The organism is Planotetraspora sp. A-T 1434, assembly GCF_025420585.1.
GTDB lineage: Bacteria > Actinomycetota > Actinomycetes > Streptosporangiales > Streptosporangiaceae > JAOEGB01.
Window position 1 is genome coordinate 22,388 of sequence record NZ_JAOEGB010000040.1, and the last position, 14,202, is coordinate 36,589.

11 protein-coding genes are annotated in these 14,202 nt (G+C 71.2%); 8 read left to right on the top strand and 3 right to left on the bottom strand.

The window, feature by feature from the left end; genetic code table 11:
* The first annotated feature begins 78 nt into the window (after positions 1-78).
* Together N5079_RS33070 and N5079_RS33075 are read left to right on the top strand one after the other, a co-directional pair.
* Positions 79-2,766, top strand: coding sequence for an ATP-binding protein (locus tag N5079_RS33070; protein WP_261588143.1), 2,688 nt, complete (start codon positions 79-81; stop codon positions 2,764-2,766).
* A gap of 13 nt (positions 2,767-2,779) precedes the next feature.
* Entirely contained in the window at positions 2,780-3,205 is a 426-nt protein-coding gene (locus N5079_RS33075) for a hypothetical protein (RefSeq protein WP_261588144.1), read from the top strand.
* A 13-nt stretch (positions 3,206-3,218) separates the two neighbouring features.
* Here the strand turns inward: N5079_RS33075 and N5079_RS33080 are convergent, their stop codons facing one another.
* Positions 3,219-5,927: a helix-turn-helix transcriptional regulator gene (locus N5079_RS33080; RefSeq protein ID WP_261588145.1), complete on the bottom strand. Its 2,709-nt coding sequence runs from the start codon at positions 5,925-5,927 to the stop codon at positions 3,219-3,221.
* 164 nt (positions 5,928-6,091) lie between these two features.
* Here N5079_RS33080 and N5079_RS33085 point away from each other — a divergent pair, with 164 nt between their 5' ends.
* The 4 genes from N5079_RS33085 (at position 6,092) to dop (ending at position 11,912) form a co-directional block, all read left to right on the top strand.
* Complete coding sequence (locus tag N5079_RS33085; RefSeq protein WP_261588146.1) at positions 6,092-6,955, top strand: tRNA (adenine-N1)-methyltransferase; 864 nt, start codon at positions 6,092-6,094, stop codon at positions 6,953-6,955.
* A gap of 205 nt (positions 6,956-7,160) precedes the next feature.
* A complete protein-coding gene (arc, locus tag N5079_RS33090) occupies positions 7,161-8,924 on the top strand; it encodes a proteasome ATPase (RefSeq protein WP_261588147.1) in 1,764 nt (587 codons plus the stop codon).
* A gap of 212 nt (positions 8,925-9,136) precedes the next feature.
* Positions 9,137-10,312: an acyltransferase family protein gene (locus N5079_RS33095; RefSeq protein WP_261588148.1), complete on the top strand. Its 1,176-nt coding sequence runs from the start codon at positions 9,137-9,139 to the stop codon at positions 10,310-10,312.
* Between the two features lie 82 nt (positions 10,313-10,394).
* The gene (gene dop / locus N5079_RS33100) at positions 10,395-11,912 is read left to right on the top strand and encodes a depupylase/deamidase Dop (protein ID WP_261588149.1); all 1,518 of its coding nucleotides are present in this window, start codon (positions 10,395-10,397) and stop codon (positions 11,910-11,912) included.
* Between the two features lie 170 nt (positions 11,913-12,082).
* Here dop and N5079_RS33105 read toward each other — a convergent pair whose 3' ends face one another.
* Positions 12,083-12,967 carry a serine/threonine-protein kinase gene (locus N5079_RS33105; RefSeq protein WP_261588150.1) on the bottom strand — a complete coding sequence of 295 codons (885 nt, stop codon included), beginning with the start codon at positions 12,965-12,967 and terminating at the stop codon, positions 12,083-12,085.
* A gap of 301 nt (positions 12,968-13,268) precedes the next feature.
* Here N5079_RS33105 and N5079_RS33110 point away from each other — a divergent pair, with 301 nt between their 5' ends.
* Together N5079_RS33110 and N5079_RS33115 are read left to right on the top strand one after the other, a co-directional pair.
* The gene (locus tag N5079_RS33110) at positions 13,269-13,478 is read left to right on the top strand and encodes a ubiquitin-like protein Pup (RefSeq protein WP_261588152.1); all 210 of its coding nucleotides are present in this window, start codon (positions 13,269-13,271) and stop codon (positions 13,476-13,478) included.
* Between the two features lie 34 nt (positions 13,479-13,512).
* Entirely contained in the window at positions 13,513-13,815 is a 303-nt protein-coding gene (locus N5079_RS33115; protein WP_261588154.1) for a hypothetical protein, read from the top strand.
* On the opposite strand, the gene N5079_RS33120 is transcribed toward N5079_RS33115, so the two are convergent.
* A complete protein-coding gene (locus tag N5079_RS33120; RefSeq protein WP_261588155.1) occupies positions 13,797-14,105 on the bottom strand; it encodes a hypothetical protein in 309 nt (102 codons plus the stop codon). The genes N5079_RS33115 and N5079_RS33120 overlap by 19 nt on opposite strands.
* Positions 14,106-14,202 lie beyond the last annotated feature (97 nt).

The window sequence follows — 14,202 nt, forward strand, 5'->3', positions numbered from 1 at the left end:
CAGCCGCGCCGCGGCGTGTTTCCGTGGAGAGCGTGGAACCGCACCCCCCGCGGGGGAACTCGGCATGGAGGCCCTGAGATGACGGAGACCGCCCCCACCGTGCACGTCGGGAGGGACATGCGCGGCCCCCTCATCACGGGGGACTACAACGTCGCCGTGACGGCGGAGGGGTCGACCGTCACCGTGATCCAGGGCTCGCGACGCCCGGCGCCGCGCCGCCGCGACCGGATCAGCCTCCCGCCCCGCCGGGCCGCGCCGCCCATCGGCCGGGACGCCGAGCTGGCCGTCCTCACGTCCGCGGCGGTCGACGGGCGGACGCTCCAGGTCTTCGCCCCGCCGGGATCGGGGAAGAGCGTCCTGTTGCGGCACGCCGCGCGGCTGCTCGCGGGCGACGGCGCCGATGTCGTCTTCCTCAACGGTCACGGCCGCGACGCCGAGGACCTCGTCCAGGACCTGTTCGAGGCCTGCTACGACGCCGAGGGATATCGGCCGGGAGCCCCGGAGCTGCGCCGCCTGATGGCGGGAGTCGGCGTGTGCCTGCTGGCCGACGACGTGGACCTGCCCGGCGAGGAGCTGGCCGGGATCTTCGACGCCGTCCCCGACGGCGCGGTCCTGTTCACCTCGGCCGCCCGGTCGCTCTGGTGGCACGGGGACGCGCTCGCCCTCACCGGGCTCGGCCGCGAGGCCGCGCTCGAGCTCCTGTCGGCCGCCGCCGCCAGACCGCTGGAGCCGTCCGAGACCGAGGCCGCGGCGCTGCTCTGGGAGGCCACGGACGGGCACCCGCTCGACCTGATGCGCGCGGCCGCCGTGACCGGCGGGAGTGGCGGACCGGGCCTCCTGCCGCGACCCGCTGACGTGCCGGGGATCCTGCCCCGGATCCTCGGCACGCTCGACGGCCCCGGCCGCGAGATCGTCACCCTGCTCGGCGTGGTGGACGGCGCCACGGCCTCGCGGGAGCTGCTGGCCCTGCTCGCGGAGGGCGTCGACGGGCTCGACGAGACGATCACACGGCTGGCGGGCATGGGCCTGGTCACCGAGTCCGAGTACGGCTGCCGCCTGACCGATGGGGTCGCCGGCGCCCTTCCGGCCCGGCTCACCCTCGGCGGGAGCCGGCTGGCCGCGATCGCCGAACGGCTCACGGCGTGGGCCGCCTCGGCCCCGCCCGCCGGCGTCGCCGGCAACCAGACGCTCGTCACGGGGGTCGTCGACGCGCTCGTCAGGGCGGGCCGGCCGGAGCTCGGCACCGCGCTCGCCCGCGCCGCCGCGCCCGCGGCCGCCAGGTCGCTCCGCTGGGGAGCGTGGCGGCGCCTCCTCGACGGGGGCCTCGGAGCGGCCAGAGCCGCGGGCGACGAGCCCGCCCAGGCCTACTTCACCCATGAGCACGGCATCCGGTCACTCCTGACCGGCAACAGGGTCAAGGCCGCCGTCTCCATCGCGGCGGCCATCGCGATCTGGCACCGCCTTGGCGACACGGGGGCCGCCGAGGCGGCGCGGCAGACGCAGGCCCTCACCGGGACCCCGCCCGCGGCCGCCTCCGGCCCCGCCGCCGATCCGGGCGCGGCGTCGGCGCACCCGCCCGGCCAGGGGGCCAACGGCGGGCACAGTGGCGGGCACAGTGGCGGGCACAGTGGCGGGCACAGTGGCGGGAACGGCGAGCACAGCGCCCACGGCTCCCATGGACCGGCGACTGACCAGGCGGCGAGCGGCGGTCACCAGGGCGCGACCTCCCACGGGCGGACCCCCGTGAAGAACGGGAAGGGGCCCGCGTCGGGCAAGGGAGGCGCGGCCGGTAAGGGCGGCACGGCGGGAACGGGGGGTGCGGCGGGAACGGGGGGTGCGGCGGCGCACGGCCTGCCGCTCACCGGCAAGCTCTTCATCGGCCTGGCCCTCGGCGGCGGTCTCGTCGCGGGCGGCGCGTACGGCTTCGGGCAGCTCAGCAGGCCGGACACCGTCCCCATTCACGTCGCGGTCAAGACGAAGGTCATCGCGGTGAGCCTCCCCGAGCGGCAGACCGAGTGCGCCCCGGCCGGCAAGGGCACCGACTGCACCTGGACGATCGAGGCGTCCAAGGACAAGGCCGACACCATCGGCGTGCGCCCCGACGGGCCCCTGCCCAAGGGTGTCGCGATGCGCTACTGGGGCTGCGCGGAAGGCGATGAGGTCCCCACCTGCACGGTCAAGGCCGACCAGGAGAAGTCGGTCTGCGTCTCGACGACCAGCCCCAAGGACAAGGCGGCCCGCAAGGCCTGCGCCGGGCTCGTGACGCGGCCGGGAACCGGGACGTCTGAGACGCCGATCTCAGAGAAGGGTCCGACGACACGCTTCACCATCTCCATCACCACCCGGTGGCCGATAGAGGTCTCCGGTCTCCCGGACGGCTGCACGCTGAAGCTGAACGAGGAGGACCTCATGAAGCGGAAGGACGCGTGCGGCTTCGACCCGCCCATCGGCGGCTCCTTCACCCTGTCCGCCCGGATCACCGGCCCCGACCCTTACGCCTACATGCGAGGGGTGTCCAGCCCCGACAACTCCATCGTCTGGTACGGCTGCGACGAGCCCTCCCCGTCGGATACCTGCACGGTCACGGTCACACAGGAGCGGGTCGACCAGACGAGGAAATGGCTGCGCGAGGATCCCGGCAATCCCAAGAGCAGGGTCAGCGTGTGCATGGCCACCAAGGACCTCGCCGAGGCCTCCGGGCGGACCACCTGCGCCATGCTGACCGGCTCCGAGCTTCCGCCCGTGGCCGACCTCCGTCCCTCATGAACGGGAGCGCCCGATGACAGATCGGACCGGACACAAGATCAGCGTCGGCCGGAACATGACCGGCCACATCGTCACCGGAGACGGGAACATCACCGTCTCGGCGCAGCCGCCGCCACCTGAGCCAGCCCCACTGGAAGACACACTGGAAGACACAGGAGATCTGAAGGACGCGCTCGACCGGCTGCGCCGCCTGATCGAGGCAGACGGGGACGACAGGGCCGGTACGGCTCTCGCCAAGCTCGGCGAGCTGGAGGAGGCCGTCTTCGCCGAGCCGCCGGACCTGGCGACCATGGAGCATGTGCGCGGCTGGTTCGCCCGCAGGTTCCCCCGGATGGCGGCCGCCGTGGGGCGGGTGGTCGTCAGCCCGATCGTCGACAGGCTCGCCGCCGCGGCCGGTGAGGAGGTCGCGGAGGAGTTCCGGCGGCGCTTCCACACATGACGGGGCCGGTCGCTCAGCCGAGAACGCCGGCCAGCTGGCCGCGGTCGCTGATTCCCAGCTTGCCGTACACCGACTGGAGGTGGTTGTCGACCGTGCGGACCGACACCGTGAGAGACGCGGCGATCTGCCTGCTCGACATCCCCGTGGCGGCGAGGCGGGCGATCTCCCGCTCGCGCGGAGTCAGTGCGGGCGCCGTGAGGCCGAGCAGGGCCGGGGTGCGCGCGCCCTGGCACCGGGCGGCCAGCTCCGCCGCGCGCACCGATGCCCGCCGGGCGGCCCCCGCGGCGGCTCCTGTGGCGGTTCTTGTGGCGGCGGGCCCCGGTCCATCGGAGGCCTGGTGGGCCTCGGCGGCCTGGGCGTAGGCCTCGGCCGCGTAGAGAGTCAGGCCGAGCCCCGCGAAGGCCGCTCCCGCCGCCTCCAGGCCCGGCCCGTCGCCCGCGCCCGCGGCGGCCGCCTGGGCGGCGCAGACCCGCGCCAGCTCACCGTCGGCGCTTCGCGCGATCTCGCCCAGGCGGGCCGCCGCCCGCTCCGGCACGCCCAGCCGTACGAGATCGTGCAGGGCGACCATCTCCAGGCTGGGCAGGCCGAGGTCGCGGGCCTCCGCCGCGCGTGCCGACGCGAGCTCGATCGCCCGGGAGACCTCGCCGCCCGCCGCGGCGACCCACGTGGCCGCGGGGCCGAGCGTGTACTGGTACACGCGGACGACGGGGCTGGCGTGCCGCTCGGCCTGGGCCAGCCCCGCGCGGGCGGTTTCCAGGTCTCCGGCGAGCGCGGCGGACAGCGCCAGCTCGGCGTGTGTGAGAGCGCCCAGCGGGCCCGGGCTGCCCAGCACGGCCGCGTCCCGGCACACCCGGACGGCGTCGGCTACGCGGCCCCTCAGACGCAGCACCTCCGCGCGCCAGGTCAGGAACGCGCGCCGGAACAGCCGCAGCCCGCTGTCGTCCCCCAGGATGGCGTCGCCCTCGTCGAGCGCCTCGTCGGCCAGGTCCAGGGCGCCGGAGAACACGTGGGCGAGGAACAGCCCGCAGATCATCTTGGGCAGCTCGGCCGGCGCGGCGTCCCGCCAGCGCGCCTCGATGGACCGGGCGTGCCGGTAGGCGGTGACGGCCGCGCGGTGGCGGCCCAGGTACGGAAGCCCGAAAATCTTGATCACCAGGGCGAGCGCCGTGGAGCCCGGCCGCAGCTCGGGTTCGGCGAGCAGCGTCTCGGCCGTCCTGACGCTGGCGGCCACCTCGCCCCTCAGGGCCAGCAGGTGCAGCCGCATGCACTGGATGTCATGCCGCAGCGAGGTTCCGGACAGCCCCGGGTTTCCTGACAGCCCCGGGTTTCCGGAGAGCTCCGGGTTTCCGGACAGCGGGGCGCTTTCGGAGAGCTCGGCCTCCGCCTCGTCGAGAACCCGTTCCGCCTCTCGAGGGCGCTGGAGGCCGAAGTTGAGATTCCAGGCGCGGCGCATCGCCAGCTCCGCCCGCTGCTCCGGTGCGCAGGGGTGGTCCCAGACCGCCAGCAGAGCCGACTCGGCCTCCTCGAACCGCTCCGAGAAGTCCAGCACGTCCGACAGGGCGATCGCGGCGGGGATGCCGCCGCCCGCGTCGAGCGCCGCCCACCCCAGCCGGGCGGCGAGCGGGGCGTCGTGGGCGGCCCAGGCGACGCGGCAGGCGGCCAGGAGGGGCCTCGGGTCGCCGGCGGTGCCGCTCTCCAGCCGCCAGACCCCCAGCCGGAGCGTGTCGTCGCGGCGGCGCGCCCCCGTCGCCTCGACGGCCTGCGCGAGCTGCCGGTACCTGCGCCGCGCCCGCAGCCGCGGGCAGCGGGCCCTGATCGCCTCGCCGTACAGCGGATGCGCGAGCCGGACGAGGGTCCGGAGGCCGTCCTCCAGCAGGCGGATCAGCCGCTTGGCCTCCAGTGATTCGAGGACGTCCCCCGAGACCAGGCCGAGGAGCGGCTGGAAGCCGATGGGCTCGCCGAAGGCCACGAGCTCCAGCGCCTCCTCCTCGGCGGGTTCGAGACGGCCGATCCTGGCCTCGACCAGCTCCCGCAGCCGGGGCGCCACGGGCGGCGAGCCGTCCAGCCGCCACAGCCGGTGCACCGGGGCGAGCGAGCCGCTCTCCAGCGCGCCGAGCACCAACTCCCGCAGGAAGAGCGCGTTGCCCTCGCTCAGCCGGTGCAGCCGCCTGGCCGTCGCCGCCTCGACCGGGCCGCCCAGAGCCGACGCGAGGATCCGCCCCGTGTCCTCGGCGGTGAGCGGGTCGAGCTCCACGCGGGGCAGGTGGAGGTCCTTCCACAGGGCCGTCACGGTGTCCGGCACCGGTTCGCCGCTCCGCATCGTGACCAGCACGCCGGCGGTCGCCGACTGGACCAGGTGATGGAGGACGGCGGCGCATCCCGGATCGAGCAGATGGGCGTCGTCGACCAGGACCAGCGGATGCGCGGCCGACCCCACCAGCGTCTGCGCCACCCACCTGAGTGGGTTGGCGGGAGGCGCCGTCGAGGGGAGCAGATGGGCGAACGCCCCGAACGGGATGGACCGGGTCGCGAACGAGGCGATGGCGTGGACGACCGTGTCCCCCTTGGCCCTGACCGTCCCGGCCACCTCCGTCGCGAGCCGGCTCTTGCCCACGCCCGCGCTGCCCGCGATAACGGCGCCCGGGGCGTCGCGGCCGTCCAGCAGGCCGAGGACGCGGCGAAATTCCGCCGCCCGCCCAGCGAATGGCCATTCAGCGGTCACATCCGGGATATTACGCAAAGGAAACCCTGCGACACAGCGTGTCGCGCGATGTCCGCGGCCTGTCCCGCGGCCTGTCCCGCGGCCTGTCCCGCGGCCTGTCCCGCGGCCTGTACGGCTCCCGCGGGCGACAGCCGTACACGGCAATCACCGATAGCCTTTTCAGCATGGGTTTTCGCAGGCACGGCCCGTTCCAGGCCGGAGATCAGGTTCAGCTCACCGATCCGAAGAACAAGCGGCACACGGTGACGTTGAAAGAGGGCGGCGTCTTTCACACGCACAAGGGGTCGATCCCGCATGACGACCTGATCGGGCAGCCCGAGGGGTCCGTGGTGCGCTCCTCCGGCGGCACCGCCTATCTGGCGTTCCGGCACCTGCTGCAGGACTACGCGGTCTCCATGCCGCGCGGCGCGGCGGTGATCTACCCGAAGGACGCGGCCCAGATCGTCGGCATGGCCGACATCTTCCCCGGCGCGCGGGTCGTGGAGGCCGGCGTCGGGTCTGGCGCGCTGACCTGCTTCCTGCTCCGCGCGGTCGGCTCGGAGGGCTCGGTCACCTCCTACGAGCGCCGCGAGGACTTCGCCGACGTGGCCACCAAGAACGTGGAGAAGTTCTTCGGCGGACCCATGGACCAGTGGCGGCTGGTCGTCGGGGACTTCGTCTCCGCCCTCGACGAGGTGGACGTCGACCGCGTGATCCTCGACATGCTCGCCCCCTGGGAATGCGTCGACGCCGCGGCGAAGGCGCTCACTCCGGGAGGCGTTATCTGCTGCTATGTTGCGACAACGACCCAAATGTCCCGAACCGTGGAGACCCTCAGGGAACACGGGAGTTTCACGGAGCCTCACGCGTGGGAGACCCTGGTTCGCGACTGGCATGTCGAGGGGCTCGCCGTACGGCCGGACCACCGCATGGTCGGCCACACGGGATTCCTCGTCAGCGCCCGTCGCATGGCGGACGGTGTGACGCCCCCGCCGCGACGCAGGCGCCCGGCCAAGGGAGCGTATGGAGAGGGGATCGAACCACTGTGACGATTCAGCCACAAACCGGCAAAGCCGCGTGACACGGGAACATAAGGGTGTGTTCCTTATGGTTACCCGAATAAAAGGTTCATAAGGTATCAAACGCCGAACACCCAACGTAACTACACGAACACTGCCCGGCCAGGTTACGTACAGCGCCAAGATAGGTAGGGTCTTGAGTAGTCGTTCTCGACGGGGAAGGAGGTGACGGGGCGTGGCAGCTCGCGACGACGCTGAGGCTCGAGCCGCGCAGCGCGAACGGGAGGTCGCAGATCTCACAACACAGGTCTCCTTCCTGCAGGAGGAGATCACCGCGTTGCGCCGGAAGCTGGCCGAGTCTCCCCGGCAGGCCAGGGTCATCGAAGAACGTCTCCATGAGGCACAGGCCCAGGTGGCCGCCCTCACGAGCCAGAACGAGCGTCTGGTCTCCACCCTCAAGGAGGCCAGGGACCAGATCGTCGCCCTCAAGGAGGAGGTCGACCGGCTGGCACAGCCGCCGTCCGGCTTCGGCGTGTTCCTCGAGGCCAGGGACGACGGCACGATCGAGGTGTTCACCGGAGGCCGCAAGCTGCGGGTGAACGTCAGCCCCGCCGTGGACGTCGACTCGCTCAAGCGTGGCCAGGAGGTCATGCTCAACGAGGCGCTCAACGTGGTCGAGGCCCTCGGCTTCGAGGACGTCGGCGAGATCGTCATGCTCAAGGAGCTCCTCGAGGACGGCGAGCGCGCCCTGGTCATCTCGCACGCGGACGAGGAGCGCGTGGTCAAGCTGGCCGAGTCGCTCCTCGACCAGCCCATCCGGGCCGGTGACTCGCTCCTGCTGGAACCCCGCTCCAACTACGTGTACGAGCGGATCCCGAAGTCCGAGGTCGAAGAGCTCGTCCTCGAAGAGGTCCCCGACATCTCCTACGAGGAGATCGGCGGCCTCAGCCGGCAGATCGAGCAGATCAGGGACGCCATCGAGCTGCCCTACCTGCACGCCGACCTGTTCAGGGAGCACAAGCTCCGCCCGCCCAAGGGCGTGCTGCTGTACGGCCCGCCCGGCTGCGGCAAGACGCTCATCGCCAAGGCGGTCGCCAACTCCCTCGCCAAGCAGGTCGCGGAGAAGACCGGCCAGTCCGGCAAGAGCTTCTTCCTCAACATCAAGGGCCCCGAGCTCCTCAACAAGTACGTCGGCGAGACCGAGCGGCACATCCGCCTGGTCTTCCAGCGGGCCAGGGAGAAGGCCTCCGAGGGCACCCCGGTGATCGTGTTCTTCGACGAGATGGACTCGATCTTCCGCACCCGAGGCTCCGGCGTCTCCTCCGACGTGGAGAACACCATCGTCCCTCAGCTGCTGTCGGAGATCGACGGCGTCGAGGGCCTGGAGAACGTCATCGTCATCGGCGCCTCCAACCGCGAGGACATGATCGACCCGGCGATCCTGCGGCCCGGCCGCCTGGACGTCAAGATCAAGATCGAGCGGCCGGACGCCGAGGCGGCCAAGGACATCTTCTCGAAGTACATCATCAGCGACCTGCCGCTGCACGCCGACGACCTCGCCGAGCACGGCAACAGCCGCGAGGGCACGATCGCCGGCATGATCCAGCGGGTCGTCGAGCGGATGTACACCGAGAGCGAGGAGAACCGCTTCCTCGAGGTGACCTACGCCAACGGCGACAAGGAAGTTCTCTACTTCAAGGACTTCAACTCCGGCGCCATGATCCAGAACATCGTGGACCGGGGCAAGAAGATGGCCATCAAGCAGTTCCTCGAGACCGGGCAGAAGGGCCTGCGGATCGCGCATCTGCTGGCCGCCTGCGTGGACGAGTTCTCCGAGAACGAGGACCTGCCCAACACCACCAACCCGGACGACTGGGCCCGCATCTCCGGCAAGAAGGGCGAGCGGATCGTCTACATCCGCACCCTCGTGCAGGGCAAGCAGGGCACCGAGGCCGGCCGGTCGATCGACACGGTCGCCAACACCGGCCAGTACCTGTAGTCCCACCGGTCCGGAAGAGAACGAGCGGCGCGGTCCCCAGGGGCCGCGCCGCTTCGTCATGCCGGGCGCCTCCGTTCATCCGCGCCGTTCCGTTCGTCCCGGTACCTGCCCCGGAGTCGGCGGCCGTGTGGAACCGCGGCTTTCCCGGAACCGGGACGGATCCGATCACGTCAAAGGTGCGTGATCTCCCTAGGCGCACACGGGTGACTCCTGTGCCTCCCCGTGGTCTCACGGCCCCCCAGACGGCCAGAGGGCCGCGCCTCGTCGAGCTGGACACGCTGCGCTTCGTCGCCGCGTTCGCCGTCATGTCCTTCCACTTCATGGCGGCCAGCAAGTCGCTCTGGGGCGAGTTCCCCGCCTCGCTCTTCCCGGCCGTCAGCCGCGTCACCGCGCTGGGCATCCTCGGCGTCGAGCTGTTCTTCCTCATCAGCGGATTCGTCATCCTGATGAGCGTGTGGGGACGTACCATCGGCGAGTTCGCCGTCTCCCGGGTGTCGCGGCTCTACCCGGCGTACTGGTTCGCCGTCATCGTGATCTTCATCATGTACCGGTTCAGCGGCGTCACCGCGTTCGACCCCAAGCTCACGACGGGGGAGTACGCCGTCAACCTGACCATGCTGCAGGGCGCCTTCGGGATCGGCCACGCGGGCGGCGTCTTCTGGTCGCTGTGGGCGGAGCTGCGGTTCTACGTCATCGTCGCGGTGTTCTCCCTGTTCGGGATCACCGTACGGCGCTGCCTGGTGTTCATGTCGGTCTGGGCGGTCCTCGTCGGCGCCGCCGAGGTCACCCAGAGCCCCGTGCTCGACTTCGTCGTCCTGCCCAAGCAGGCGCCGTACTTCATCGGCGGCATGGCCTTCTACCTGATCCACCGGTTCCGCTCCTGGCCGGCCTGGATCCTCGTCGCCGTGTCGTACGGCCTGGCCCTGCACACCGCGCTGAGGCGGGTCGCCGAGCGGGTGGCGTCGATCGGCATCGCGCACTACCCGGCGCCGCCCCGGGCCGTGATCGTCGCCATAACGCTGATCTTCGCGCTGATGGCCGCGGTCGCCCTCGGCTGGCTGCGGTGGCTCCGCTGGCGGCCCCTCGTCACCGTCGGGGCCCTCACGTACCCGCTCTACCTTCTCCACCAGACTGTCTCGGCCGTTCTCATCCCGTCCTACCGGGACGAGATCGACCCCTGGCTGCTCGTCGGCGTCACCATGACGGTCTCGATCGCGCTCGCCTACCTCGTGTACCGGCTCGTCGACAGGCCTGGTCAGCGGTGGCTACGAGCCCGTCTGGAAGCCCTCCTGGGACGCTCACGGCCGCGGCGTGGACGCCGCCCGGGCCCCGATTCCCCGGACCGGCCGCCCGTCCCGGCGCAAAGTCACGAGGCATCCGTGCCGTAAGTGTCGGGTGGCAGGGCATAGAGAAGAGGCTAGGCTCGGGGATATAACGGCGGAACGACAGCCTGAAACAGGCGGGGTGCGCATGACGGTTCGGCGGGTGATGGGCATCGAGACCGAGTATGGCATCGCCGTACCCGGTCAGCCGGGAGCCAACGCGATGGTGACCTCCTCACAGGTCGTCAACGCGTACCTGGCGGCATCGGCCGCCCGGGCTCGCCGGGCTCGATGGGACTTCGAGGAGGAGAACCCGCTCCGCGACGCCCGAGGGTTCGACCTGGCCCGCGAGGTGGCGGACCAGAGCCAGCTGACCGACGAGGACCTCGGCCTGGCCAACGTGATCCTCACCAACGGCGCGCGGCTCTACGTGGACCACGCCCACCCGGAATACTCCACGCCGGAGTGCACCAACCCCCGGGCGGCGGTCATCTGGGACAAGGCCGGCGAGCGGGTCATGCACGACGCCGCCGTCCGCGCCTCGGCCATGCCGGGCAACGCCCCCATCCAGCTCTACAAGAACAACACCGACGCCAAGGGCGCCTCCTACGGCTGCCACGAGAACTACCTGATGCGCCGGGCGACTCCGTTCGCCGACATCGTCCGGCACCTCACGCCGTTCTTCGTGTCCCGCCAGATCGTCTGCGGCGCGGGCAAGGTCGGCATCGGGCAGGACTCGCGCGGCGAGGGCTTTCAAATCAGCCAGCGGGCCGACTTCTTCGAGGTCGAGGTCGGCCTGGAGACCACGCTCAAGCGGCCCATCATCAACACGCGCGACGAACCGCACGCCGACCCGGAGAAGTACCGCCGGCTCCACGTCATCATCGGCGACGCAAATATGTCGGAAATTTCGACATATTTGAAGCTAGGGACGACGGCGCTCGTCCTCGCCATGATCGAGGACGGGTTCCTCACCACCGACCTCTCGGTCGAGTCCCCGGTCGCCGCCCTGCGGGCGGTGTCCCACGACCCCACCTGCCGGTACGAGATCGCCCTGCGCAACGGCCGCAAGATGACGGCGATCCAGCTCCAGATGGAATACCTCGAGCAGGCCCGCAAGTACGTCGAGGACCGGTACGGCTCCAGCGTCGACGACATGACCAAGGACGTGCTCAACCGCTGGGAGTCCGTGCTCACCCGGCTCGCCGAGGACCCCATGCAACTGTCCCGCGAGCTCGACTGGGTCGCCAAGCTGGAGCTCCTGGAGGGCTACCGGACCCGCGACAACCTGCCCTGGTCCCACCCCCGGCTCCAGCTCGTCGACCTGCAGTACACCGACATCCGGCCCGAGCGTGGCCTCTACAACCGCCTGGTCGCCCGCGGCCGCATGCAGCGGCTGGTGACGGAGAACGACATCGAGCGCGCCATCGAGACGCCGCCCACCGACACCCGCGCCTACTTCCGCGGCCGCTGCCTGCGCCAGTACAGCGAGTCCGTGGCCGCCGCCTCCTGGGACTCGGTGATCTTCGACATCCCCGGCCGGGAGTCCCTCCAGCGCGTCCCCACCTTGGAGCCCCTCCGTGGCACCAAGGCCCACGTGGGCGACCTTCTCGACCGCTGCCGCACCGCCGCCGACCTCGTCGCCGCCCTGACCGGCGAAGGCTGAGCCGCGCCTCCTCCTCTGGGGAGCGGTGCTCGCTCTGCTGGCCCTACCTGCACGATCACGAACCGCGAAACCGCAGGTGGGACGGGTTTATGGGAATCTGCGCATGATCACGGCGAGGGTGGGTGCCGGTGAGGGCGGGGGCGGCGACGAGCTCTCTCCGGGCAGCGGATCTACATCGTAAAGGCGTCCGGCGGGAGCTCCTCGGCCCGCCGGCCGGGCGGAGCGGCCGCGATGCCCTCCCGCCGCAGCACGCCCACGAGTAGGCGCGTCGCCTCCTCCGCGGTCAGCCGCTCGGCCGGATCCCGCCGCAGCAGCCCTTCCAGCACCGGCCGCAACGGCCCCGCCTCATCCGGAGGGTCCGGCTCGCGCAGGCCGCCCGTTCCCCGCTCCGCCAGCGGTCCCGTGCCGGGGAAGGGCGCCCTGCCCTCCACCACCCAGTACAGCGTCGCTCCGAACGACCACAGATCGGCCTCCGGGGCGGCAGGCGCCCCCCGCATCCGCTCAGGCGCGACATACGCCGCCGACCGGGCAGGCGGCGGCGCGGAGCCGCCCGCGTCCCTCCCCATGGCGGCGATTCCGAAGTCCGTGAGCACGACCCGATCCCCGGTGAGCAGCACGGTGCCCGGCCTGATGTCGCCATGAACGACCCCCGTCGCGTGCGCGTGCCGCACGCCCGCCAGGAGCTGGAAACCTACCCACGCCGCCCAGCGGACCGGAAGCCGCCCCACATGCTCGACCGTCTCGTCGAGGGTCAGGCCGGACAGGAGCTCGGTGACGATCCACAGCCGGCCCCGGTCCTCCAGCAGGTCGTGCACCGTGATGATCGCCGGATGGCTCAGCCGGGCCGCCGCCCGGGCCTCGTGCAGCGCCTGCCGCCGCGCCGCCGGCAGGTCCGGCATGTCGACTTCGTACGGCGGCGACACTTCCTTGAGGGCGACGTCGCGCTTGAGCAGCAGATCGTGGCCGTGCCACAGGATTCCTCCGCCGTCGCGGCGGACGGGCGACAGCAGCCTGTAGCGATCCCCCAGCAGATGCCGCGCACGGCCCGTCGCCATCAGCCCCCGTCCACGTCCCCGCACCGGCATCTCGAACCCGGGATCACATTGTGGTCCGAGCCGGTCCGGGGTGACGGTGATTCCGGGCGACCGGCGGCTCCGCCGGGATAACGATCCGATGTACGGCAGGCCCTGGCGAGGATCATTCTGCCCGTGGGTTGCGTTGACGCCGTGCAGAGGGTTGTCTGGCGGGACGCCCCGGCACCGGGCCGCGAAGATCGCGGGACCATTCGCGCGCATTGTCGCCCGGTTCGGGGAAGATATGGGGAAGAGGGTCCCCCGAGCAGCGGAGGTAGCGGAGATGGCGACCAAGGACACCGGCGGGCAGAAGCAGGCCGGCCGCCAGGAGAGCGAGGTCGAGGAGACCGAGGCGCAGGCGTCTCCGGACGTGCAGGAGCGCCACGAGAAGCTCACCGACGACGTCGACGCGATTCTGGACGAAATCGACGAAGTCCTCGAAGAGAACGCCGAGGAGTTCGTGCGGTCGTATGTGCAGAAAGGCGGCGAGTAGCGGCAAAACGGACACGGAAAGGGGGTCAAGTCGGGTGGATTCGCAGGACGGTACGAAGACGTGCCCGGACTGTGGCGTCAGTAAGCAACTCTCCGAATTCGGACTGAACAGGCGCGTGCCGGACGGCCGCGCCAGGTACCGCAAGGCCGGCTTCCGAATCCGATCCACCGCCAGCTGCTATCGAAAGAAGGCGGAGCAGGGAAAGACCGTCCGGGAGCGTATCGACGTTCCCGAGGCTCGCAAAACACTGCCCGCGATGCCGCGAGATAAAGCCGATCCGCTGCGGGGGTTCTACCGGAAGGCCGAGTGGAAGTTCGCCTACACCCACGACAGCTGAACGGTCGCGATCTCGAAGGGCCGGAGCGGGAGCCGTACCGCGCCTGACGAGACCTCAAGCGGGGCGGCGGGGGAGCCGAGCGCGTCGGCGAGACGCGCGGCGGTGAAACCCCCGTGGAGGACGGCCTCGGTGGTCACCAGATGCTCGGCCACCAGGCGGATCTCCAGCCATCCGTCCCTTTCTCTCAGCGCGGCCATCATGACCCCGTCTCCGGAGATCACCGGCGCCATCGGCTCTGGCGCGGTGGCGGCCGCCTCCGGGGATCCTGTCCGGGAAGGCCGGCAGCTCATGGCGATACTCCTCAGCCAGGCGCGGCAGCCCGGCCTCGTGCCAGTCTGATCATGAGTTGTCCTGTGCCGCGATCTGTTCGCGCGTCCGTTCCCCGTG

Bases quoted from the DNA above. Each gene is read 5' to 3' on its own strand.
- N5079_RS33085 (WP_261588146.1), top strand. From the start codon at position 6,092: ATGGGTTTTCGCAGGCACGGCCCGTTCCAGGCCGGAGATCAGGTTCAG.
- N5079_RS33110 (WP_261588152.1), top strand. From the start codon at position 13,269: ATGGCGACCAAGGACACCGGCGGGCAGAAGCAGGCCGGCCGCCAGGAG.
- N5079_RS33120 (WP_261588155.1), bottom strand. From the start codon at position 14,105: ATGAGCTGCCGGCCTTCCCGGACAGGATCCCCGGAGGCGGCCGCCACC.
- N5079_RS33075 (WP_261588144.1), top strand. From the start codon at position 2,780: ATGACAGATCGGACCGGACACAAGATCAGCGTCGGCCGGAACATGACC.
- N5079_RS33070 (WP_261588143.1), top strand. From the start codon at position 79: ATGACGGAGACCGCCCCCACCGTGCACGTCGGGAGGGACATGCGCGGC.
- dop (WP_261588149.1), top strand. From the start codon at position 10,395: ATGACGGTTCGGCGGGTGATGGGCATCGAGACCGAGTATGGCATCGCC.
- N5079_RS33105 (WP_261588150.1), bottom strand. From the start codon at position 12,967: ATGGCGACGGGCCGTGCGCGGCATCTGCTGGGGGATCGCTACAGGCTG.